The organism is Microbispora rosea, from assembly GCF_044460045.1.
Classification (GTDB): Bacteria; Actinomycetota; Actinomycetes; order Streptosporangiales; family Streptosporangiaceae; genus Microbispora; species Microbispora rosea.
Genome location: NZ_JBITJO010000010.1, coordinates 107,030 through 128,465, shown reverse-complemented (window position 1 = coordinate 128,465; position 21,436 = coordinate 107,030). Strand labels below are relative to the sequence as shown.

The window sequence follows — 21,436 nt, the reverse complement described above, 5'->3', positions numbered from 1 at the left end:
AGCCTCCTCGAACCGTCATGATTTACGGGCGACAACGAGCAAGGTGTTCGGGCCTGCCGGCGACTCACCCAGGTGCTGGAGGTCCTTGACCCGGAAACCGGCTGCCAACAGCAGCGCGACCCAGGCGAGCACGCTCGGCTCCCAGCGGCGGATCGGCATTCTGCCGCCGGACGGCAACAACAACGTGCTGTCCCGGTCACTGCGTCTGGGATGCGGAACGGCGAAGGCCAACACTCCGCCGGGCCGCAGCACCCGCGCGATCAACGGCACGAGCACATTCGGCGAGGTGAGTCCCACGGCGCCGAAGACGGAGTAGCAGATGTCGTGCGAATGGCACGACGCCTCCAGGAACTCAACCGCGTCGGCAGCGACGAAGGAGATCCCCGGCAGGTGCCCATAGCGCGTGCGCGCCCGTTCGATCTGCCTCTCCGAGATGTCGACGCCGACCCCAGTGGCGCCATGGACTCCTACAAGGTGCGCGAGGTGATGGCCCGGGCCACACCCCAACTCGAGAACGCGCGCACACGCGAGGTGTCCCAGGATCTCGGCTCCTGGCCCGCCGTCAGGCTCCGGCGTCCAATACATGCGAGGCGGAGCCGCCGCCGGCGCTGCCGACTCGACAGCCTGACGTTGCCGGGCGTGCTCCTGCCATGCCTGGCGGTTCATGGCGCGAGCAGCCGTACGGCTTCACGGAGGTGACGCCGAACGGCCTTGATGTAGACCGGATCGCTGCTCGGGTCGTTGATCCAGTGCACGGTCTGGTCCATGAACCACTCCACGATCCAGACCCGGTGCCAGCCGAGGGCCCACGCCTCGGCGGACAGGCCACCCCGTGGCGCCAAGGCCTCCTGCGATCCGCCGGCGGCGACGTAGGCTTCGATCAGCCGACGGACCCGTTGCACGTTGGCGGGCTGTTGAGTTCCAGGCCAGGAGGCCAAGTCGAGCAGGCCGGAGCCGTTGAAGGCGCGGGCGAAATCGAGCAGCCGCCATCCTGTCCGCCCGACGTGCAGCGAGCTGGGGTGGAACTCCGAGTGGCACAGCCCGAACGGCGCCAGCTCCGCCCCCTGAGCACGTACGGGAGCCACCTTGTCCAGCGCGGAGAGCATCTCGGCAATGTCGAGAGTGGATTTCCAGCGACGGACCTGCCGCAGGTAGTCCAGGTGGGCAAGCGCGCGCAAGGGCAGGGCCCGCAGTTCGTCGGCGTCGAGGGTCGTCGGCAGAATCTCCGAGGGGCGGACCCGGTGGAGTACGACCGCCGCCTTCACCCCGTCATCATCCGATGCCTCCCGGGCCGGTTCGCCAAGGTCCTGCATCAACATGCCGAGGATGCCGTCGCTGACGGCGGAGGCGTACAGGTCGGGGACGGGCACGCCATGGACAGCGGCCAGCTTGAGCGCCCGGTCCTCGCCGGTGAACGGCTCGGCGGCGAATTTGAAGATGGCCGTGGAGCCGCCGGGAAAGTGCAGGCGTTCCACCGCCGACAGCGACCAGGCACGCATCGGCTCACGTTTCGGCTCACCCGGAAACCTCGCCTTGGCGCACAACTCGGCGCACAGCCGGGTGACGGTCAGCTCATCCACCACGGTTACTCCTTTGGCATCTGAGGCGTACGGCCCGCGCTCACCGAAGCGCGGGCCGTACGGGAAGGGTCAGCTGGCGGTGCGGCAGGCGTAGACCTTGGCGAGCCACTCCTCGCGGAAGCTCGTCAGCTCGGTGCGGAAGGTCTGCATCGAGGCGCCGTACGGCACGCAGGCACCGCCCGACTGGTTGGGCACCGACTGGCAGCCATGGACCAGCCGGCCGCCGAGCGCGGCGTGCGCCTTGATCGACTCGATGCGGCGGTACTCGTTGAACCATGTGCCGTGGTAGACCTCGTCGAGCATGCCGCCCTCCTCCTCGTCCAGCTCGTAGACGACGGAGGTCGCGGCGGGGAAGAACCAGCATGGGCCGACGTTGGAGATGTGGCCGTCCAGCTCGACCTTGTTGAGCGCCATGAAGGTGGCGGCCTCGCGGAGCATCCGCAGGTGGTCGGCGGTGATCTGGGGCAGGCCGAGGGTGGGCAGGTGCTCCTCACGGAACAGGTAGCTGTAGACCTCCCAGGCCGTGGCCAGCACCCGGCCCGCGTCGGAGGTGGAGTAGCCGTGCTCCTGCACGAACTCCAAGGCAAGCTGTTCGACAGCGGTCTCCGCGGACTCCTCGATGCCGAGAAGCTGGCCGGCGACGAGGTTCCAGTCGCACAGGAGCCAGGTGGAGTTCTCGAACCGGAAGAAGTACTTCTCGGGGTCGACCGTGATGGTGGCTCCGTCCACGGTGATCCCGGGGATACGGTTCCAGCGCGGGTCGAAGGCGACCGGCAATTCGACGGCGAACGCGTCGAGCTGGGCGCTCAGGGTCATTGAGGCACTCTCCTTCTGACGTGGGATTGCTGGTGGAGGGGGAGCTATCGGGCCTGCCCGGTGAGCAGGCGCTGCCAGAGCTCCATGGCTCTGGCCGTCAGGAACCACTCCGTCTCGCGTACGGACAGACCGGCCGGCTTGCGGACGGTACGGCGGATGAACACCAGGCCGCCGGAAACGCACAGCTCGTAGACCACCGGCTGGCACTCACAGGTGTGCCGTCGTACCCGCAGGTGTGTGCACCGCGCCGTCGGTTTCCTCCACACGAGCCTTTCGCAGCCTGTCTGCGGTGGCGCGACGTGGACGCCGTGGAACGGCGCGGGAAGCTGCGCGTCCTTGGGAGCGCCGCGAGGTGCACCGTGCGAGACCATACGGGTGTGCTCCGGCTAACGGTCGACCTCGGCCAGCACACGCTCGATGCGTTCGGCGGCCTCGGTGACATTCGTGACGAGGGCGATCCGTTCGGGCCAGGGGAACCAGAAGCTCCACTCCCCCTCCGCATCCGGCGCGATCATGATGTGTTCCGTGAGGACGGGAGCCTCAGGGTTCATCACGAACAGGTGGAGCGAAGACCCCTCACCGCCGCGGAGCCGCGCGGCGAAGCCCCGGCCATCGAGTGCGGCGGCGAGCGACTGGAGGGCGTCGCGGACCACCGCCGGATCGGCAAGCTGCGTACTCATGGCGCGACCGTACGGCCGGCTCACGTGGGCAAACCCAACCAGCGGTTGGGGGTGGCATTCAGGCGATGACGCGGGCTCTTGTCGCGAGGTCCAGCAACAGAGCCGGAGGACGGTGCCTCGCCTCGATCATCTCGCCGATGGTCTGCCGTGCGAGCGGATTGAAGACGACGGTCTCCGTCGACTGTGTCTCCGACATCCGGAGGCAGGTGAGGGCCGCGTCGAAATCCCGCTGCCGCATGTGCCCTCGCGCCAGGTCCAGCAGGTGCTGGGCCCGCCGATTCGTCGAGGGGATGGCGGAGACGGTGATGGCCTTGGCCCGGTCGATCGCCGCGCTGGACCGCCCTGTCTCCACCTCTATCGCGACGCCGTAGATGGCGACGTTGGCTTGGCCGAACATCGTCAGAGGGTTGTGATGAGCAGGGCCGAGAGCGGAGGCGGCCCGGTGAGCGAGGTCCCAGTGCCGCCAGGCGTCGGCGCCGCGGCGGTTCTTCGCGCAGGCGATGGCGGCGAACAGGTGCAAGGAACCCCACGCCGACAGCACGGCATGCGAGGAGTTCGACCTCGGCTCCAAGTAGGTCGCCGCGGTCGACGCCACCTCGAATGCCTCGTCAGTCTGTCCGCCTCCGAGTGCGGCCATCGTGGAGGTCCAGGCGGAGATCGCGATCAGTTGCGGATCGTCGGTCTCCTCGGCGGCGACCATCGCACGGTCGGCTGCGCGGGCCGCCAGCTCGGCCTCCCCGACGCAGTAGAGGAAACGCTGCGCGAGCTGGAAGGTCTCGGCGAGAAGCGCCCACGTGCTGCGCCGCATGCTGGGCGCGGCCGCTCGGTGCAGGTTCAACGCGTCTTGTAGCAGGCCGGGCGCCACCGCGCCCAAAGCGGTGTACGGCCGAGCCGACCCATGCCACGCCGCCCAGGCGACAGCCAGCCGGCGCCGCAGCTTCCCGCTCTCGGCGGATAGGTCGTCCACGGGCTGCGGCGGATAGATCGGCGTGGACAGCACCTGACGCATGGCGGGGACGGCCTCGTGCCGGATCCTGCCGCCCTCGGTGACGGCGCACGTCATGCCTTGCAGCCGGTCTTCGACGATGAGGCTGAGATCTCGTACGCCGAGCACGTTCGCCAAGGCGACGAGCGTGGAAAGCTTGTCCAGGCGCTGCTCACCGCGCTCGACCTGGCGGAGCCACTCCTCGGTCCGTCCGCACAACTCCGCGCAGGCGCGCAGTCCAAGGCCTCGACGCAACCGAAGCGCTCGGACGCGCCTGCCGATGCGCCGGTCCAGCTCTCCACTTTCCACGTGCTCAGTCGCCATGGCACGACCTCACGTTGGGGACGTAGTCTTCGCCTCGACCACGGTAACCGTGCTCGTGGGTCAGCGGATAGTAACCGATGGTGATCACAGAGGGATGGGGAACGGCGGGATATGGCAGAAGGCAAGCCGGTTCTGTATGTGATCGCGTGCGGAGGTCGGCCGGCGGGCGACCTCCCCGCCTTCGTCGAGCGCCTTCAGGCGGACGCCTGGACGGTCTGCGTCATCGCGACGCCGTCAGCGACGAAGTTCGTCGACGCCGAGCGGCTCGGCAAGCTCACCGGCTATCCCGTACGGCACGACTACAAGCGGCCGGAGGAACCGGACGTCCTGCCGGCGGCCGACGCCATGGCGGTCGTCCCGGCAACCTTCAACACCACCAACAAGTGGGCCCAGGGCATCAGCGACACCTTGGCACTGGGCCTGCTGAACGAAGCCCTCGGGCTCGGCCTGCCGATCGTCGCCGTCCCCTGGCCCAACCACGCGCTCGCGAGGCACCCCGCCTTCCCCAGCAGCGTGGCCCGGCTCAAAGAGTGGGGCGTACGGGTGATCCTCGATTGGGACCGTCTCCCCGCACCCAACTCAGGCGCACCAGGAGCGGTTTCCTTCCCCTGGGCCGATCTTTACGAAGCACTGCACGCCCTACGCGAAGGCTTCGATTCTTCATCCAGCTGAAGCGGTTTCACTGCCCCGCTCTCCACATCACGGTGGCCGTCACACGCGAAGGCCTTTCGCCACACGCCCTGCAGGCCACCGTGGTCCGCTTCCCCGTCTACCCGGTCGGCGGGCTCATCGCGGTGCTCGCCACGCTGTACCTCATGTGGCGCTTCATGGCCTCCCGGTTCACCCTGCAACGCCGCCCACCACAACCACCGGCATGACGGGGACAGCAGCCGAAAGCCGCGCACTCGCAAGTTGCGGTGATAGCCCCCCGATACCCGGGCATCAGGGGGAGGCCGGGCATCGCTCACACGCCCGGTAAGGCGGGCAGGTCGGCTCCCAGCGGCCTGCTCATCGTCCCGCTCCCCGAGCGAATCGCCTGGTGAGCGGTGCCGTCTCCCTCATGCACGACCTGAGGTGCGGACAGGGTGTGACTACGGAGCCTGGGGCCTGTAGTAGCGGGCCCGGCTCTCGCGGTTCGTCACGGGCTCCCTTCGCGCCTCAGGCGGCGAACAGGAGAAGCAGCCCCACGACGGTGTAGACCACCATCAGCACGAGCAGGGGGATCTGCCCGAGTACGGCGGTTCGGCGGGGAAACAGGGCCAGCGCGCGGTCGTGCGCCAGGACGGTGCCCAGCACGTGGCCGATGACGATGACCGTGACCTGGAGGGTGGCGACCCCGGCCGGAGTGGTGCCGAACGCCTGGATGGTCCACCCGGCGGTGCCGAGCCAGTCCGCGCCGGTGTCCAGCGGATCGGACAGCAGGGCGATGGTCCGCTGCCCCTCCAGGAGGAACAGGGTGTAGTAGTGGGCGACGACGTATCCGACGGCTATCGGCACGATCGAATGAGCGATCTCGCCCGCCGTCATGCCGGGATCGGCCGCGCCCCATCGGCCGGCGAGCGCGGTCGCGGCCCGGTACGCCGCGAGCACCACAGCGATGACGGCGACCAGGCCCGCGGTGCCCGTGACCGGGGCCGGCACCGCGCTCTCCTGAATGAAGCGCACCCACACCGGGGCGTTGGACAGGCTGTCGTACATGGTGGAGCCAAGGAGCACGACCACCAGCGTCGTCAGCCCCGGTGCCGGTCGCAGCCCGGCCATGCCGTCGAGGGAGTTACGCCAGACCACGACGCCGTCGCCGCGTCTCGCCGACGGGGCGAGTCTGCCCACGAGGTCGCTGTAGACCTCGAACGGATCGGCGTGGCCGAACCACCGGGAGCCGAAGACGACGGCTCCGGCGAGCATGAGCACGGCGTAGCCCGCGAGCCAGGCGCCGATGACCGGCAGGGTGGCCCGTTCGGGGGCGACGAGTTCCAGCCAGACGAAGGCGAACAGACCGGCGCAGGCGGGCCAGTATCCGACGCGAACGGGCAGTGGCCGCAGGCCGAGTTCGGGGTCGCGTCCGAGCCCCTTGCAGGCCAGCAGGTGCAGCGTCCGCAGCGGGCTCAGGCCGCGCCACACCGGGCCGAACAGCACCGACAGCGGCACCAGGCCGACCCAGAACAGGACGTAGAACGCCCCCGCCGTGGGGTTGTCGGCCCGATCGGGCCCGAAGATCAGCCCGATGCAGAAGTACGCCGCGACGACGAGCCCGGCGATCCGCCAGCCCCACCGCCAGGCCGGCGAGGTCACCGCCGTCCGCAGGGCGGCGGGCACCGAGCGGGCAGCGGTGAGGGCGGCGTCCAGGCGCGGTTGTTTCCACAGCGCGCCGAGCGCCACGAACGACACCAGCAACGCGAGGGCCGCGCCGGTCAGCGCGGCCGAGAACGGGATCGGCAGGTCCTGACGGCCCCCGACACCGTGAGCCAGCAGCATCCCGGCGGCCTAACGCACGACGAGCTGGAACAGCTGCAGTCCCGAGCCGTGGGTTTCCATCTCGAACAGACCGGTCTGATCGGCGACGAACTCGATGCTCGCCGGGGTGCCGGGCTGCAGCTCGGCCTCCTTGTCGTACCCGTGCAGATGCGCCTCGTCGGCGGCGTCGCCGGTGACCGTGATCCGCACCGTCTGGCCCTTGGTCACCTCGATCCGTCCCGGCGGCGGGGTGACCGTCCGACCGGCGATGGTGACCGTGATCTCCTTCACGGCCGAATCGGCGGGGGCGGCGGCCGACTCGGTGGATGCCGGGGCGGCCGATTGGGCGGGGGCGGCGGCATCCGACCCGCCACAGGCAGACGTGGCCATCAGCAGGGCCACGCCGAGCGGGAGCGCGGCGAGCAGCGGGCGCAGGCGGGCAGGGACGATCATCATGGGGGGATACTCCTGAGGGGCGGGGCGGATCAGCGTCGCTTGGTGGATTTGGGGCGTTGGGGGCTGCGTGACGCCGGGGCGCGTGCGGGTTTCTTCGCCTGTGGGCGGCCGGAAGGCCGCCCGGGCGCCGGGGTGACGGGCGCAGGTCTCCGCGCTGCCCGCACCACCAGGACGCCCGCTCCGACGACCAGGACCGCGGGCACCAGCCATACCGACAACCCGCTGCCGGAGTCGCCCGGCTGCGCTGCCCTCGCGGCGGTGCCGGCCGTGCCGGTTTCGGGCACGGCGCCCTGACTGCCACCGGTTTCGGGAACCGCGGCCGCGCCGGCGCCAGCCTGTGGCGCCGCGGGGCCCATCGCCGCCGGGCTGCCCCCACTCTGCGGCGCCGGGGGCTGGGCGCCGCTTCCTGGCTCGGCCGAGGCGAGCAGGCTGGGGTCGGGCTCGTCGTCCGGGGCCTGCCAGCCCTTCGGCGGTCCCGAGGTCGGGCCCTTGTAGGTGAACCGCAGCTCACCCTGCACCGGCTCCCCGTCCGAGGCGATCGACAGATACCGGACGACGTACTCGCCCCGCTCCGGCCAGTAGGCGACCGGGATCTGCGCCGGGTATCCGGTGTTGTACACGCTCGGTTCCCAGAAGCCGTTCACCAGGTGATACTCCTGGACCGGCTTGTCGAGGCGCTTGGGTCCACCGTGCGTCCAGGGCCGGTCGACCCGGGCACCGCTGGGAGCGGTGACCGCGAAGTACGCGTTCGGAGCGGGCGCCTCGGTGAAGTAGAGCGCGAGGGACTCCATCGGCTCGCGCACCGTACTGTCCTTGACCGGTGTCGACATCGCGAGCTGGCCGTGGGCGGAAGCAGGCGCCGCCAAGGCGGCCATCGCCAGCACACCGACGATGATCAGCAGAAGCAACCGGCCCAACCAGCGCGCCATGGTCACTTCTGCTCTCCACGAAATACGGCCCCTGAATAGGGAGATTCGGCTCGGACCGATAAGACCGACAGCGACGAGATTACCGACTTTCACCACAAAAGAACACAACTTGGATCGCTGACAACAGAAGTAGATATGTTGCCGTTAGCGCTGCCGCGCGGGTCCGCCTGTAGACTGCTGCTCTACGCGGCGTAGAGCAGAGGTGGAGGTCGTGCGGCGCCCGCCTGGATGGTTTCGGCTGATGCGTGCCGGGGTTTTCGCCCTGGTGTGCGTTGGCCTGTCCCAGGTAGGTCATGATCTGATGGCCCCGCGGCCGGTGCCGGCATGGTCGGTAGGCATGGCATTAGGCCTGGTCACGATGATCGGCTACCGGCTGGCCGGTCACGAGCGGTCGACCCGCTGGCTTCTGGCGGCGGTGGAGGCGGTCCAGCTCTACCTACACGCGTGGTTCACCTGGACGACCCCGGCGGACGGAACCTACAGCGTCGGCGCACACACCATGATGCCGGGGCACACGGCCTCGGTGGCCCTCGCGCACGGCGCGATCCCCGCACATCACGGGATGTCTGTCCCGGCGATGTTCGCCGCGCACGCGGTGGCGGGCGCGTTGGTCGCCTTCTGGCTGTCGGTGGGTGAACGCGCGCTCTGGCGGGCCCTGCGTTCGCTGGCGTTCGCCGTCTCAGCCCACCTCTGCCGCGTTCTCGCTCTTATCGGGCCTGTGGCGATCCCCACCCACCCGGGCGCGGCGCCCGTGTCGCACGACGAAGACGATCTTTCGGCCACGACCGCGCTCCGGCACACCGTGGTCCGTCGGGGGCCCCCGAGGCGACGGCGTATCTCCCTTCATCCCGCCTGACCGCGCCGGATCTCGTCCGGGCAAGGCACCGCGTCGTCTGAAGCACCGCGTCGTCTGAAGCACCGGGCCGTCCACGGCCCCGGGCCGCCTGTGGTCGTCCTCGGCATCGTCCTGGTCAGGCGTGCCGTCAGCCTGCCCGAGAACGAGGAACGACCTTGACCCATCCACCAATTACTTCGGCGGCGCCCCGGCGAAGGTCCGCTGTGCGACGATCGGCGGCCGGGCTCGCCCTGCTGCTCCTGACCGGAGTGCTCGCCGGCTGCGCGGGATCGGCGGACACCGCCGCAGCGCCCGTGCGGTTGCTCGGCCCCGCGCGCGAGTTCCACGGGACCTGGCTGGAGCAGCCGCTTCCCGAGCCCGACGTGACGCTGACCGACACCTCCGGCAAGCCGTTCGACCTGCGGCGAGACACGGCGGGCCGGCTCACGCTTGTGTACTTCGGCTACACCCACTGCCCGGACATCTGCCCGACCACGATGGCCGACCTCGCCGCAGCCCTGAGAGATCTGACCGGACCCGAGCGCGACAAGATCTCCGTCGTCTTCATCACCACCGACCCCGACCGGGATACCCCAGGGGTCGTCAAGTCGTGGCTCGCGGCCTTCGATTCCTCCTTCGTCGGGCTCACCGGCGACTACGCGACGATCCGGTCCGCGGCCAAGTCGGTGGGGATCGCGCTGGAGCCGCCGGCGACCGAGAAGGGCACATACGAGGTGACGCACGGCGCCCAGATCATCGCCTTCGACGGCACCCACCGAGGCCGCCTGATCTTCAGCTCGGGCACCTCGTCCGCCGATTACGTGGCCGACCTGCGCAAGCTGCTCGGGCGAGTCACGCTCGGAAGCTCCACACCGGGTGCCGGCGGCCAAGGAGCGGCGTCATGACCGCTCTCGCGAGAACCCGCACACCTCTGATCGTCGTGGCCGCCGTCGTGGCCGCGATCGCCTGGGTGTCGACCGGCCACGCCGGGCCCATGAAGATTTCCGATCTGCGGGTGACGGGGGCGTACGTTCCGCAACCGGCCTCCCCGGACGTGGCAGCCGCCTACTTCACCGTCACCAACTCTGGCAACGTCCCCGCCGTGCTCACCGGCGTCCACACGGATGTCTCCGACATGTCGATGATGCACGAGAGCACCGGCACCACCATGACGATGCTCCACTCGGTGACCGTACCCGCGCACGGCACCGTCGCCTTCAGTCCCGGCCGCTACCACATCATGATCGAGTCGCCGACGCGGGCGCTGAAGCAGGGCGACCACGTGACACTCATGCTGAGCTTCGCCAAGGTCGGCCAGATCACGGTGACCGCTCCCGTCATGCCGGTGGGCTACCGTCCCCCGGCCCAGGGCCGATGAGCGCCGCGGGCGCACCGCGCCGGTTCACCCGGCGCGGCGTGCTGGCGGCGACTACGGCGGCCGGCGCCGCGGCCGTCGCGGGAGCGGTGGGCGGCGACGCCGCGGCCTCGGTCTTCGGAGGGGAGCGTGCCGAGGAGGTGGGGGGACGGCGCATTCCGTTCGACGGCGCCCACCAGGCCGGCATCCTGGCCCCGACCGCCGCACACGGGTGGTTCGCCTCCTTCGACCTGGCCCCCGGCGTCACGGCCCGCCATCTGGAAGCTCTGCTGCGCACATGGACACGTGACGCCCGGCTGCTGACGGCGGGCGAGCCCGTGCCGGGAGACGACGCCATGGCGCTGGGCCACGGGCCGTCCTCCCTGACGATCACCGTGGGGTTCGGCGCCTCGCTGTTGCGCAAGTTCACGATGGCCGTTCCCGCCGCGCTCGCCGCGATCCCGCCCTTCCCCCGGGACCAGTTGGACCCGCGGCGCGGCGACGGCGACATCGGCGTGCTGCTGACCGCCGACGACGCGGTCGTCGCCGCCCACGCCCTGCGAGCGCTCAGCCGTACGGCACGCGGAACGGCGGCCCTGCGATGGCAGATGAGCGGCTTCAACGCCGTCGACGGAGTCACCGTGGCCAGGGGAGCCACCCCCCGCAACCTCATGGGCCAGCTCGACGGCACGGGTAACCCGAAACCGGGCGATCCGGGGTTCGACACGCAGGTCTTCGCCACCGATCCGGGATGGATGCGCGGCGGCAGCTACCTGGTGTTCCGGCGCATCCGGATGCTGCTCGACACGTGGGACACCCTGTCACGCGAACGGCAGGAGCAGATCATCGGACGACGCAAGGACACCGGGGCCCCGCTGTCCGGCGGCACCGAGTTCACCCCGCTCGACCTCGGCAAGCAGAACCCCGACGGCGGGCTGGCCATCGGCCCCAGCGCCCACGTACGGCAGGCCGCCCCCGCGTCGAACGGCGGGGCGACGATCCTCCGGAAGGGGTTCTCCTATTTCGACGGCTTACGGCCCGACGGCGCGCCGGACGCCGGGCTGCTGTTCCTCGCCTTCCAGCGCGACCCCAGGGACGGATTCACCCGGATCCAGCAGCGCCTGGCGCTGGCCGACGAACTCAGCCGGTTCATCGTGCACGAGACCAGCGCCCTGTTCGCCGTCCCGCCCGGGACGAGTTCCCACGGCTACCTCGGCCAGAGCCTGCTGGAGGCTCTGTGACCGCGCCGCACGACCGAATCTCGAAGATCAGGAGAGATGCATGAGCACATCGAAGCGCGAGCGGCTGCGTCAGGAGCGGATCCGGCAGGCGCAGAGGGAGAAGCGACGCCGGAGACTGGTGCTCGTGTCCGTCTGCCTGGTGGTGCTCGTCGCCGCCGTGGCCACCATCCTCGTGCAGATGAACCGCACGAAACCCACGTCGTACGCCGGCGACCTCGCCCCCGTCAGCGTTCAGGAGGACGGGACGGTCGTCATGGCCCGATCCGGGACGACGAAGCCGGTGCTGGACATCTACGAGGACTTCCAGTGCCCGATCTGTAAGGAGTTCGAGCACATCAACGGCGCACAGATCAAGCAGTTCGCCGCGGAAGGCAAGATCAAGGTCGTCTACCATCCGATCGCCTTCGTCAATCCGCAGGGGTCCCTGCGGGCCGCCGCCGCCGCGCGGTGCGTACCCGGCGACTCCTGGACGGCCTTCCACGACGAACTGTTCGCCAAACAGCCGGACGAGCGGGTCGCCCTCACGGTCGACGACTTGAAGAAGTTCGCCGACGACGCCGGAATCACCGACTCGGCCGTGCTGTCCTGCATGGAATCCCAGAGGCATGCCGCCCAAGTCCAGCAGTACACCCAGGCGGCCTTCTCCTCCGGTGTCCAGGGCACTCCCACGGTCCTGCTCGACGGCAGGAAGCTGCCCGACGACCAGGTCCTCACCTCCAGCGGCCTGCGCGGCACGCTGGAGAACGCGACCAAGTAAGAGACGCGTGCCAACCCCGGCCGTTCCCCAGCGAGAAGACGGACGCCACGGCCGGGGCCGGTGTCAACGACGCCGCCGCGCCGGTTCAGGCGGTTCCGCGCATTCGCGATGGGCACCGGTACTGACGCCGTTGTCGACGCCTCCGGCCTGACGCTCATTGGCGACAGCCTCCGGCCGCGCCGCTTCCGCTGACCCGCCGCACCTTCCGGGGCTTTCGCGGAGCACCCGTCGGGCCGTCGCCGTGATGTGCAGCTCATCGGGCCCGTCGAGGATGCCGGCCGTCCGGCCGGTGCGGAACAGCCGGGGCAGCGCGGTGTCGGGACCCAGTCCTTCCGCACCGTGGACCTGGATGGCCGCGTCGGTCACCTGCCGCAACATGCGGGCGGCCGCGACCTTCGCCAGGCCCGTCTCTGTTCTCGCGTCCAGCCCCGCATCCAGACGGGCGACGGCCTCGAAGACGAGCGGCCGGGTCGTCCTGATGGCGAGCAGCGCGTCGAAGACGAGCTTCTGGACGAGCTGGTGATCGGCCAGCCGTCCCGTGGAGGTCCGCCGGTCACAGGCTCGCCCACACATGAGGGTGAAGGCGCGTTCGGCCTGGCCCAGCCAGCGTAGGCACCGAAGCAGACGGCCGAGCCGTACGCGCCGCGCCACCACGCGCAGGCCCTCGCCCTCCTCACCGACGAGGTGGTCGGCCGGCACGCGCACGCCGTCCAGGGCGATCTCCCACTGACCACCCGCACCGAGGACGGGCAACTCGCGCACCACCCGGAATCCCGGCGAGGACGTGGGGACGAGCAGCACCGACAGTCCGTTCTTGCCGGGCGGCGCGCCGGCCGTACGGGCGAGCACGGCGGCGAGGCTGGCAGCGGCAACGCCGCTGACGAACCACTTGCTGCCGCGTAACGTCCAGGAGCCGTCGGGCTCCCGAGTCGCGCGTGTCGTGGTGAGGGCCGGGTCGGATCCGGGGGTGCCCGGCTCGGTCATCGCGTTGCACAGCGACAACCGCCCATCGGCGACCTGCTCGCGGTACGCGTCGTGCCCGGCCAGGGTCACCAGGTCGAGCAGCGCCGATCCACCGAGCACGGCGGGGCCGTGGTCGCTGGCGCCCTCCGCCTCGGCGACGTGCGCGTACTCCAGCAGGGACAGTCCTGCCCCGCCCAGGTCGCGCGGGAGCGCCAGCCCCCACAGGCCCTCGGTCCGAGCCTGCCGGGTGAGCCGCTCGGTCAGTTCCCGAGCGCGCCTGCCACCGGCGTCGAACGTGTCCTCGTGCGGGACGATCCGATCGCGGACGAACGCGCTCACTCGCTCGCGCAGTGGGCGGACATGCGGCGGGCAGGCCGGTTCGCCCCATTCAAAGTCCGACATTGCAACCTTCCAGACATTCCGGGAACTCGGCGAAATATCCGTACGACTCCTCCACGGGACACGTCGCCGAAAGACGCCGACGAGTTCCACACGCGGCATGCACGGCTCGCGGGGCCTCACCGCGGGGAAGGAGAGTCATGGCACATCCCGAGACGATTCGATCGGCCCTCCCGCTCACCGACGCCGTGGTGCGTACGGGCGGCCCGCCCTCGCTCACCTCGACGATCGCGCGCCAGCTCCGCCTTCTGGGAGCACATGACCTCGAAGGAACACCGACCGGGAGCGATGGGGTCGTGACGCTCACCGGCGTGGACGGAAGCCTCAGCGCGGAGATCGCCTGGGCCGGCGTCACGCCGGCGGAGGAGGTGACCGACGAGGCCACCGCGCAGGCCGCCACCGGGGTGGCGCACGTGCACGGCCGCCGGGACGGCACACCCCGCGGGCTCGCGGTCGACTACTTGTCCATGGCCGCCGGAGTCCTGGCGTCGCAAGGGCTGCTGGCGGGCCTGATCGGCCGGTATCGCGGCCTGGCCGTCCAGAGCGTGCGCACCGCCGTGGACCTCGCCGGGCTGCTCGCCGTGGCCCAGTATCTGGCCTGCGCGGCGGCCGAGGAGGACGAGGCGGTGCCGCTCGCCCCGGGCGGTCCGCCGTTCACCACCTCTGACGGCGTCGTCTTCGAGGTCGAGACGCTGGACTCACGGGTGTGGGTGACGTTCTGGCAGCGCCTCGGGACGACCGAGCGCCTCGCGGGCTCTGCCTGGCGGTCCTTCCAGTTCCGGTACGCCACCGCGTGCTGTCCTCTGCCGCCCGAGTTGCACGCGCGGGCGCGGGCGCACACCTGGGATAACGTACGGGCCGCCGCGGATCGGTCAGGCGTGTCGCTGTGCGTGCTCACCCGGCTCGTCGACCGCCTGACCGATTCGCGCGCGGACGCGCCCTGGCTGCTGTCCCTTCTGGGACCGGGCGCCACGGCGGGTGCGGCCGGCAGGCCGGCCTCCGCCGACATCGCCCGGCCGCTCGCCGGATTCACGGTCGTGGAGGCCGGCCGGCGCATCCAGGCCCCGTTGGCGACCTGCGTTCTGCGCATGCTCGGAGCCGATGTCATCAGGATCGAGCCGCCCGGTGGCGACCCGCTCAGGGGCATGCCGCCGACCTGCGGCGGACTGTCGGCGCGCTGGCTGGCGCTCAACCGGGGCAAGGGGGCCGTCGAGATCGACATCAAGTCGGCGGCGGGGCGTGCCGAACTGCTCGACCTCGTCGCGGGCGCCGACGTATTTCTGCACAACTGGGCTCCCGGCACCGCCGAGCGCCTCGGCCTCGACGACGGCGATCTGTCGGCCGTCAACCCCCGGCTCGTGTACGCGTACACGAGCGGCTGGGCGGGACGGCTGCCCGACGCGCCGCTGGGCACCGATTTCATGGTCCAGGCACGCTCGGGCCTCGCCGAGGCCGTGCGGCCGTCGGGCGAGGCCCCGGCCCCGTCGCTGATGACGCTGCTCGACGTCTTCGGCGGCCTCATCGGGGCCGAGGCCGTGCTGGCCGGGCTCCTGCTGCGCGAACGGGAGCGGCGGGGCGTACGGGTGGACTCCTCGCTGCTGGGCGCGGCGGAGATGCTCACCGGGCCCGCGCTACTCCGGGCCGCCCGAGGTGAACAGCCCCGAGCCCCGGAGGGATTCCGGCGGCCCCTGCGCACCGCCGACGGCTGGGTCGCCGTCGCCGACGACGACGTCACCCGGGCGCAGGAGCTCACCGGTCCCCGCGGCCGGCTGAGCGACCAGGGCGAGATCACCACGGCGGAGGCGGTCCGCTTCCTTCGAGCCGAGGGCGTTCGCGTCACGGCGGTGACAGCCGCGCTCGACGCCATGACCGGCGATCCGCGCTTCGCCGCGGCCCTCACCCGTGACGCGCACGGGGCTCTCATCGTGCCGACCCCCTGGAGGTTCTCATGACCGCTCAGCTGATCGACCTCGTCCCGGCCACGCTGCGCCGGGAGTGGGCCGCCGAGGGCACCTACCCCGATCTCGACCTGTACGCGCTGTTCCGGGCGCACCGTGTCGCCGATCCCGGCCGGATCGCGGTCGTCGACGCGGCGGGACACCTGAGCTATGCCGAACTCGACATCCTCACTCGCTCCGCGGCGGCGGGCCTGCGGGCGCTCGGCGTGTGCGAGGGCGACGTCGTCGGAGTCCAGTTGCCCAACGGCGCGGACGCCGTGATCGCCGACCTGGCGCTGGCCGCCCTGGGCGCCGTGGCGCTCCCCTTCCCCGTCGGCAGGGGCGCCTCCGAAGCGGTCTCGCTGCTCGGCCGCTCCGGGGCGAGGGCCGTCATCGCCGCCTCGGAGCATCGGGGCGTCCGCCATGCGGCCGATCTGGTGGCGGCGGCGGAGCGGCTGCCCGCGTTGCGGTTCGTCGTCGCCGTGGGACCGGGCGAAGCGCCCGCGGGCAGCGTGCCGTGGGCCGAGTTGACGGCCGGGTACGACCCGGGGTTCGTCCCGGCCCGGCCCGATCCCGACGAGGCCGCCCGCATCCTCGTCTCCTCCGGCTCCGAGGCCGATCCCAAGATGATCGCCTATTCGCACAACGCGCTGGCCGGCGGGCGCGGCAACTTCCTCGCCACCCTGATCGAGGACGGCTGCCCTCCGCGGTGCCTGTTCCTGGTCCCGCTGGCCTCCGCCTTCGGCAGCAACGGCACCGCCGTCACCCTGGCCAGGCACGGCGGCACGCTGGTGCTGCTCGACCACTTCACCCCCGAGCACGCCCTTGCCGCGATCCGCGACCACCGGCCCACGCACGTGCTGGCCGTACCGACCATGGTCCGCAAGATGCTCACCGGACCGGTGCCGGAACCGATGCCGCCGATGACCGCGCTGGTCCTCGGCGGCGCCGACCTGGACGCCCCGACCGCCGCGGCGGCCCGTGAGCGGTTCGGCTGTCCCGTGGTCAACCTGTACGGCTCGGCCGACGGGGTGAACTGCCACGGCGGCCTGCGGCCGGAGCCGCCGGCCGCGGGGCCCGGCACCGTCGTCGGCTCACCGGATCCGCGGGTCACCGACATCCGCATCGACCCGCTCGAGAACGACGACCCGGTGGGAGAGATCATCGCCCGTGGCCCGATGACTCCCATGTGCTACGTCGGGGCGCCCGAATTGAACCAGCGCTACCGAACCGCCGAGGGCTGGGTGCGTACGGGCGATCTGGGACTGATCGACGAGCACGGGCGTCTGCGTCTGGTGGGCAGGCTGAAGCAGATCGTCATCCGAGGAGGACTCAACATCAGTCCCGCCGAGGTCGAGCGAGCCGTGGCCACTCATCCCGGTGTGGCCGAAGCGGTCTGCCTGGGGGTGCCCGACCCGGTGTTCGGTGAGCGGCTCGCCGTGTGCCTCGTCGCGCGGCCCGGTATGACCGTCGACCTCCCCGGCCTGTGCGCGCATCTCGCCGCGCATGGCCTCGACAAGCGCAAGCACCCCGAGTCGCTGCTCGTCGTGGAGTCAATCCCGCTCAACCCCGCCGGCAAGCCCGACCGGCGGGCGCTGCGCGATCGCTTGCTGACATCAGGCTGAGCGACTGCTGGGGCCGGAGCTGCCTCCGGCCCCAGCAGTGTCCGCGGCGCGAGCGGATCAGGCCGCTCGTTCGGCGGCCAGCAGGGATGCGACGAGTTGACGACGGGCCCGCGCCACCCGCGAGCGCACGGTGCCCACCGGACATCCGATCAGCACGGCGGCCTCCGCGTACGACAGTCCCATGAGCTGAGTCAGGACGAACGCCTCACGCCGCTGGGGCGGCACCCGGGAGAGCAGGTCGTCGAGGGCCACGCCATCCTCGTGACCGGGCAGTCCGCGCGGCAGGCACCGTTCGGCCGCACTCTGCCAGTCGGCGACGTCGGCGACGGCGGGCCGCACCGCCGCCGAGCGGAACATGTCGACGACGACCCTCCGGGCGATCGACAGCAACCAGGTGCGTGCCGACGACCGGCCGGCGAACCTCGGCAGACTGCCGAGCGCCCGCACGAAGGTCTCCTGGGTCAGGTCGTCGGCGGCCTGCACGTCGGACAGATAGGCGACGAAGCGGCGCACGTCAGGGTAGAACGCGCGGGCGAACGCCTCCACGTCCTCGGAGGTCCCTTCGCGTGCGGCCAGGGCGAGCCGTGAGCCGGTGGTCGTCGGCAGATCGATGGTCACTGGTGACAGAGAACATGGTGAGCGTTCCTTCCGTCCCGGGCGGTGGCTGAGCAGCTCGGAGGATGCGGCGTCGGGTGACTGGTGCGCGGACAGGTCGCCGGGACGAGGCGGCGGCCCGCGCGTCCGGCGGGACGGCGTCACCGGAATCCCTCCGTCCGGGAACTCACCGGGGCCCACCCACGACTTCTGGTGCGCGATCGTCACGCGCTACTGCGGGCGGAATCCCGGGCGAGAGGAGAAGGCCATGCGAACGCCGGTGCGTCCGCCGAACGAGGCGGCCGGGACGAGGAGCGTCACCGCACTGCTCACCGCTGTGATGGGCGTCTCCATGGTGCAGTTGTTCCTCATCGGGGCGCTCGGCCCGCGTCTGGTGGAGGCGGGCGTACCGCGCGCGGTGCTCGGATTGACGACCACGGCAGGCTTCGGCATCGCCGCCGCGCTGTCGTTCACGGCGGGCCGATGGGTGGACCGGCTCGGTGCCCGCCGGTGCCTCGTCGCCCTGCTGGTGATCGCGGCCGCGGCCCTGGCGCTGATCTCCGTCTCCGGCGGGTCGTGGATGCTCCTGCTGGCGGTGGCGCTGGGCGGGCTTCCGCAGGCGCTGGCCAATCCCGCCACCAACAAGGTGATCCTGGCCGTGGTCGAGCCCACCCGGCGCGGCGCGGTCACGGGCTGGAAACAGTCCGGCGTCCAGCTCGGAGCGCTCGCGGCCGGACTGCCGCTGGCCACTGTCGCCGTGTGGGCGGGCTGGCGGGGTGCGGTCGCTGTCTCGGCGGCCATCGCCCTGCTCATCGCGGTGTGGGCGACACGCGCCCTGCCGCCCGACCCCGCGCGGGCCGACTCGCGGCGCCCGGCCGCGCCGCCCGGGAGGGGCGTCGCCGTCCTGGCCTTCTTCTCCTTCCTCCTCGGTTGCGCCATCGCGGCGGTCAACACCTACCTGTCGCTGTACGGGGCACAGCGGCTCGGTCTGAGCCCGGTGGTCGCGGGGTGGCTGGTCGCGGTGCTCGGCGTCACCGGTGTCGCGGGCAGAGTCGGCTGGGCACGCCGGGCCGGACGCATCCCCCGGGCCGACGCGCTGCTCGCCCCCCTGGCGGCCGGCGCCTGCGCGGCCGCCCTGCTGCTGTTCGCCTCCGGAAACGTGTCCCTCCTGGTATGGGCGGGGGCAGCCGTCGTCGGGGCCTTCGCCGTCGCCGCCAACGCCGTCAGCATGGTCGCGGTGATCAGGTGGGCGGATCCGCGTACGGCCGGCCGCGACTCCGCGCTCGTGTCGTCCGGTTTCTTCGCCGGCTTCGCCGCCGGGCCTCCCCTTTTCGGGATCGTCGTCGACGCCACCGGCTATGGCCCGGCGTGGCTGCTGGTCGCCGGCGAGTTCGCCGCGGCGGCCGTCGTCGCGGCGCCTGCGTGGTTCGGATCGAGGGCACACGCGTGAGCTGGGAGCGGCGGGCCCTCGGCCAGATCCTGGAACGGGTGGCGGAAACGGAGTCGCGAGCCGCGACACGGTGGCCGCTGTACGCCGACCCGGCGTCGGGAAGCTGGACGACCACCGCTCGCGGTTCATGGGCGGGCGGCTTCTGGACTGGTCTGTTGTGGTTGCGGGTCGTCGTGCATGGGGACGAGGGCGCCCATGCCGCCGCGAGCAGGCGGACGGCGGCTCTGGCTCCCTGGGTCGAGGCCGACACCGCAGCCCGCGGCCTTATCTTCTGGTACGGCACCGCCCTGGCACGCGACTGCCCGGAGTCTGAAGCGCTGCGAGAGCGTGCGGCACAGGCCTGCCTGGACGCCTTCGATCCCGCGCTGGGAATGGTGCCGTGGGGCACGGCGTTCGGGGGCCCCCGTGAGCTGGCCAGGGTCGACGCCCTGCCCGGCCTGGTGCCCCTGCTCGGCCTGGCCGGGTCGCCGGGGGACGCCGCCGCCGGTGCGCAGTTGCGCCTGCAGATCGACCTGACGGACGACACGGCTGTCCCCGCGTGGGCGCTCCAACCGGACGGCATGTGGCGGGCGCATCCCGAGCCGCCTCCCGGCTGGAGCCGCACCATCGGCTGGCTGGCGCTCGCCTGCGCCGACGCCGCGCACACGGGGCGGGTCCTGCCACCCGGCGATCTGCGCCGGATCCTCGCCCGGCCCTGCGTCGCGGCCCGTTTCGCGCCCGGCTCGCCCGCGGTTCCTCCCGCCTCGGCCGTGCGACAGGGCAGTCCGCCCGACACCTCCGCCGCGGCCATCGAGGCCGTAGCAGCCCTCAAGCTGGCCGCGCTGGCCGAGGGCCGGGTCGCCTCCGCCCTGCGCGACCGGGCGGCAGGTGTGCTCGCCGAACTGGTGGGATCGCATCTGCGTGACGGCCGTCTGCTCGACGGCTGCTACGACCTCGTCCACGGTGTGGCCACCCGTCATGAGCTGGTGTGGGGAGACTTCTTCCTGGCCGCGGGCCTCGCGATGCTCATCGGGGCGATCGGACCGTTCGCCTGCTGAGCGTCGCGTCCAACCACCGCGGCGAGCTTCCAGGCCAGGTTGTCGGCGTCCTGGATGCCGCAGTTCTTGCGAAACCCGCCGTACGGAGTCATCGGGTGGGCGGCGTCACCGGCCAGGAAGACAGGGCCCGACCGGTAGCGATCGGCGAGCATGGCCGAGGCCGTCCACTCCTGCGTCGCGACGACCTTCACCTCCAGGTCCGGCACGCCCGCGGCCTGCCGCACCAGATCGGCGCAGTCGTCCGCGGTGAGCCCGTCGACGGACCGGCGGGTGGGGTCGTGCACGAGGTTGAACAGCCATCGGCCATGGTTGTCCACAGTCATGAACGTCCCGGTCAGGGCCGGGTCCGCGATGCTGTAGACCAGGCTGAGCCAATCGGCGACGTGCGGGCGCAGGTCGGCCTCGAACAGGATGTCGAGGTTACGGCTCAGCACTCGGTCGCCTGGCATGGCGATGCCGAGCATGCCCCGTACGCGTCCGGAGGCTCCGTCGGCGGCGAGCAGGTACGCGGCGCGGAGAATGCAGGGCCGGCCGTCCGCGCCCGTCAGCCGCGCGGTGACGCTGTCGGGGTCCTGCTCGAAACCGGTCAGCTCCCATCCGAAGAGCACCCGGGCGGGAGCGAACGACTCGGCGTGCTCACGGAGCAGCGGCTCCAGCACGTCCTGGGACCTCGCCGCGGTGAAGGTGGAGCTGAGCGCGGCCCTGGCCGGGTCGGGCACGTTGCTGTTGCGGGTGTGCTCGGCGGCCGTCAGCGACGCGCCGAAGTAGAAGTGCAGGCTCTCCTCGCGGGGCACCCGCGCCGCCACGACCCGGTCTTCCAGGCCGTAGCCGCGCAGCACCTCCATGGTCCGGATGCTGAGCGCCCGGCCCTTGGGAAAGGGTGAGCTCGCGGGGTGTCTTTCGACCAGTGTCGAGGCGACTCCGGCGCGGGACAGGGCGATCGACGTGCACAGGCCGACCGGTCCGCCCCCGACGATGAGCACGGGTGTGTCCACGAGATCCTCCAGGGCAGGGGCGGCC

The 21,436-nt window shown here is 71.3% G+C and carries 23 protein-coding genes; 11 read left to right on the top strand and 12 right to left on the bottom strand.

Annotated features, from left to right (window positions below):
* Positions 1-15 precede the first annotated feature (15 nt).
* The 6 genes from ACIBK1_RS32765 to ACIBK1_RS32740 form a co-directional block, all read right to left on the bottom strand.
* Positions 16-666 carry a class I SAM-dependent methyltransferase gene (locus ACIBK1_RS32765; protein ID WP_142651839.1) on the bottom strand — a complete coding sequence of 217 codons (651 nt, stop codon included), beginning with the start codon at positions 664-666 and terminating at the stop codon, positions 16-18.
* On the bottom strand, positions 663-1,583 hold the full coding sequence (locus tag ACIBK1_RS32760) for a phosphotransferase family protein (protein ID WP_205831148.1): 921 nt from the start codon (positions 1,581-1,583) through the stop codon (positions 663-665). Before ACIBK1_RS32760 ends, ACIBK1_RS32765 begins: the two co-directional genes overlap by 4 nt.
* Before the next feature lie 66 nt (positions 1,584-1,649).
* Positions 1,650-2,396, bottom strand: a complete 747-nt coding sequence (locus ACIBK1_RS32755) for a hypothetical protein (RefSeq protein ID WP_328854071.1) — start codon at positions 2,394-2,396, stop codon at positions 1,650-1,652.
* A 44-nt stretch (positions 2,397-2,440) separates the two neighbouring features.
* Complete coding sequence (locus tag ACIBK1_RS32750) at positions 2,441-2,593, bottom strand: hypothetical protein (RefSeq protein ID WP_328854070.1); 153 nt, start codon at positions 2,591-2,593, stop codon at positions 2,441-2,443.
* Between the two features lie 189 nt (positions 2,594-2,782).
* Complete coding sequence (locus ACIBK1_RS32745; protein WP_328854069.1) at positions 2,783-3,076, bottom strand: hypothetical protein; 294 nt, start codon at positions 3,074-3,076, stop codon at positions 2,783-2,785.
* Between the two features lie 58 nt (positions 3,077-3,134).
* Positions 3,135-4,385 (bottom strand): helix-turn-helix domain-containing protein, encoded by a 1,251-nt coding sequence (locus ACIBK1_RS32740; RefSeq protein ID WP_396739568.1) that lies wholly within the window; start codon positions 4,383-4,385, stop codon positions 3,135-3,137.
* 111 nt (positions 4,386-4,496) lie between these two features.
* Between ACIBK1_RS32740 and ACIBK1_RS32735 the strand changes: the two genes are divergently transcribed.
* Positions 4,497-5,057, top strand: a complete 561-nt coding sequence (locus tag ACIBK1_RS32735) for a flavoprotein (RefSeq protein WP_396739566.1) — start codon at positions 4,497-4,499, stop codon at positions 5,055-5,057.
* A 32-nt stretch (positions 5,058-5,089) separates the two neighbouring features.
* Positions 5,090-5,263, top strand: a complete 174-nt coding sequence (locus ACIBK1_RS32730) for a hypothetical protein (RefSeq protein ID WP_168066541.1) — start codon at positions 5,090-5,092, stop codon at positions 5,261-5,263.
* A gap of 280 nt (positions 5,264-5,543) precedes the next feature.
* On the opposite strand, the gene ACIBK1_RS32725 is transcribed toward ACIBK1_RS32730, so the two are convergent.
* From ACIBK1_RS32725 to ACIBK1_RS32715, 3 genes are read right to left on the bottom strand one after another with little or no spacing between them, the layout of a single operon-like run.
* Positions 5,544-6,860 (bottom strand): hypothetical protein, encoded by a 1,317-nt coding sequence (locus ACIBK1_RS32725; RefSeq protein WP_396739564.1) that lies wholly within the window; start codon positions 6,858-6,860, stop codon positions 5,544-5,546.
* Between the two features lie 9 nt (positions 6,861-6,869).
* Entirely contained in the window at positions 6,870-7,295 is a 426-nt protein-coding gene (locus ACIBK1_RS32720) for a hypothetical protein (RefSeq protein ID WP_396739562.1), read from the bottom strand.
* Between the two features lie 29 nt (positions 7,296-7,324).
* Positions 7,325-8,224, bottom strand: coding sequence for a copper resistance CopC family protein (locus ACIBK1_RS32715; protein WP_396739560.1), 900 nt, complete (start codon positions 8,222-8,224; stop codon positions 7,325-7,327).
* Positions 8,225-8,561: 337 nt separating this feature from the next.
* Between ACIBK1_RS32715 and ACIBK1_RS32710 the strand changes: the two genes are divergently transcribed.
* From ACIBK1_RS32710 to ACIBK1_RS32690, 5 genes are all read left to right on the top strand, one after another.
* The gene (locus ACIBK1_RS32710; RefSeq protein WP_142651848.1) at positions 8,562-9,080 is read left to right on the top strand and encodes a hypothetical protein; all 519 of its coding nucleotides are present in this window, start codon (positions 8,562-8,564) and stop codon (positions 9,078-9,080) included.
* A 203-nt stretch (positions 9,081-9,283) separates the two neighbouring features.
* The gene (locus ACIBK1_RS32705) at positions 9,284-9,964 is read left to right on the top strand and encodes an SCO family protein (protein ID WP_187280501.1); all 681 of its coding nucleotides are present in this window, start codon (positions 9,284-9,286) and stop codon (positions 9,962-9,964) included.
* A complete protein-coding gene (locus ACIBK1_RS32700; protein ID WP_147942091.1) occupies positions 9,961-10,437 on the top strand; it encodes a copper chaperone PCu(A)C in 477 nt (158 codons plus the stop codon). The genes ACIBK1_RS32705 and ACIBK1_RS32700 overlap by 4 nt, the downstream gene beginning before the upstream one ends.
* Positions 10,434-11,654: a Dyp-type peroxidase gene (locus ACIBK1_RS32695; RefSeq protein ID WP_356994455.1), complete on the top strand. Its 1,221-nt coding sequence runs from the start codon at positions 10,434-10,436 to the stop codon at positions 11,652-11,654. Before ACIBK1_RS32700 ends, ACIBK1_RS32695 begins: the two co-directional genes overlap by 4 nt.
* A gap of 40 nt (positions 11,655-11,694) precedes the next feature.
* Positions 11,695-12,411 carry a DsbA family protein gene (locus tag ACIBK1_RS32690; RefSeq protein ID WP_142651852.1) on the top strand — a complete coding sequence of 239 codons (717 nt, stop codon included), beginning with the start codon at positions 11,695-11,697 and terminating at the stop codon, positions 12,409-12,411.
* A gap of 63 nt (positions 12,412-12,474) precedes the next feature.
* On the opposite strand, the gene ACIBK1_RS32685 is transcribed toward ACIBK1_RS32690, so the two are convergent.
* Entirely contained in the window at positions 12,475-13,776 is a 1,302-nt protein-coding gene (locus ACIBK1_RS32685) for an acyl-CoA dehydrogenase family protein (protein ID WP_142651853.1), read from the bottom strand.
* A gap of 137 nt (positions 13,777-13,913) precedes the next feature.
* Here ACIBK1_RS32685 and ACIBK1_RS32680 point away from each other — a divergent pair, with 137 nt between their 5' ends.
* Entirely contained in the window at positions 13,914-15,725 is a 1,812-nt protein-coding gene (locus ACIBK1_RS32680) for a CoA transferase (RefSeq protein WP_356994453.1), read from the top strand.
* Entirely contained in the window at positions 15,722-17,335 is a 1,614-nt protein-coding gene (locus tag ACIBK1_RS32675) for a class I adenylate-forming enzyme family protein (RefSeq protein WP_142651855.1), read from the top strand. The genes ACIBK1_RS32680 and ACIBK1_RS32675 overlap by 4 nt, the downstream gene beginning before the upstream one ends.
* Positions 17,336-17,392: 57 nt before the next feature.
* Here the strand turns inward: ACIBK1_RS32675 and ACIBK1_RS32670 are convergent, their stop codons facing one another.
* Positions 17,393-17,953 carry a sigma-70 family RNA polymerase sigma factor gene (locus tag ACIBK1_RS32670; protein WP_328854067.1) on the bottom strand — a complete coding sequence of 187 codons (561 nt, stop codon included), beginning with the start codon at positions 17,951-17,953 and terminating at the stop codon, positions 17,393-17,395.
* Positions 17,954-18,197: 244 nt separating this feature from the next.
* Here ACIBK1_RS32670 and ACIBK1_RS32665 point away from each other — a divergent pair, with 244 nt between their 5' ends.
* Both ACIBK1_RS32665 and ACIBK1_RS32660 read left to right on the top strand, forming a co-directional pair.
* Positions 18,198-19,379 carry an MFS transporter gene (locus ACIBK1_RS32665; protein ID WP_205831150.1) on the top strand — a complete coding sequence of 394 codons (1,182 nt, stop codon included), beginning with the start codon at positions 18,198-18,200 and terminating at the stop codon, positions 19,377-19,379.
* Entirely contained in the window at positions 19,376-20,416 is a 1,041-nt protein-coding gene (locus ACIBK1_RS32660) for a sugar ABC transporter permease (protein WP_142651856.1), read from the top strand. Before ACIBK1_RS32665 ends, ACIBK1_RS32660 begins: the two co-directional genes overlap by 4 nt.
* Here the strand turns inward: ACIBK1_RS32660 and ACIBK1_RS32655 are convergent.
* The gene (locus ACIBK1_RS32655) at positions 20,335-21,411 is read right to left on the bottom strand and encodes an FAD-dependent monooxygenase (RefSeq protein ID WP_168066545.1); all 1,077 of its coding nucleotides are present in this window, start codon (positions 21,409-21,411) and stop codon (positions 20,335-20,337) included. The genes ACIBK1_RS32660 and ACIBK1_RS32655 overlap by 82 nt on opposite strands.
* Between the last annotated feature and the right edge of the window lie 25 nt (positions 21,412-21,436).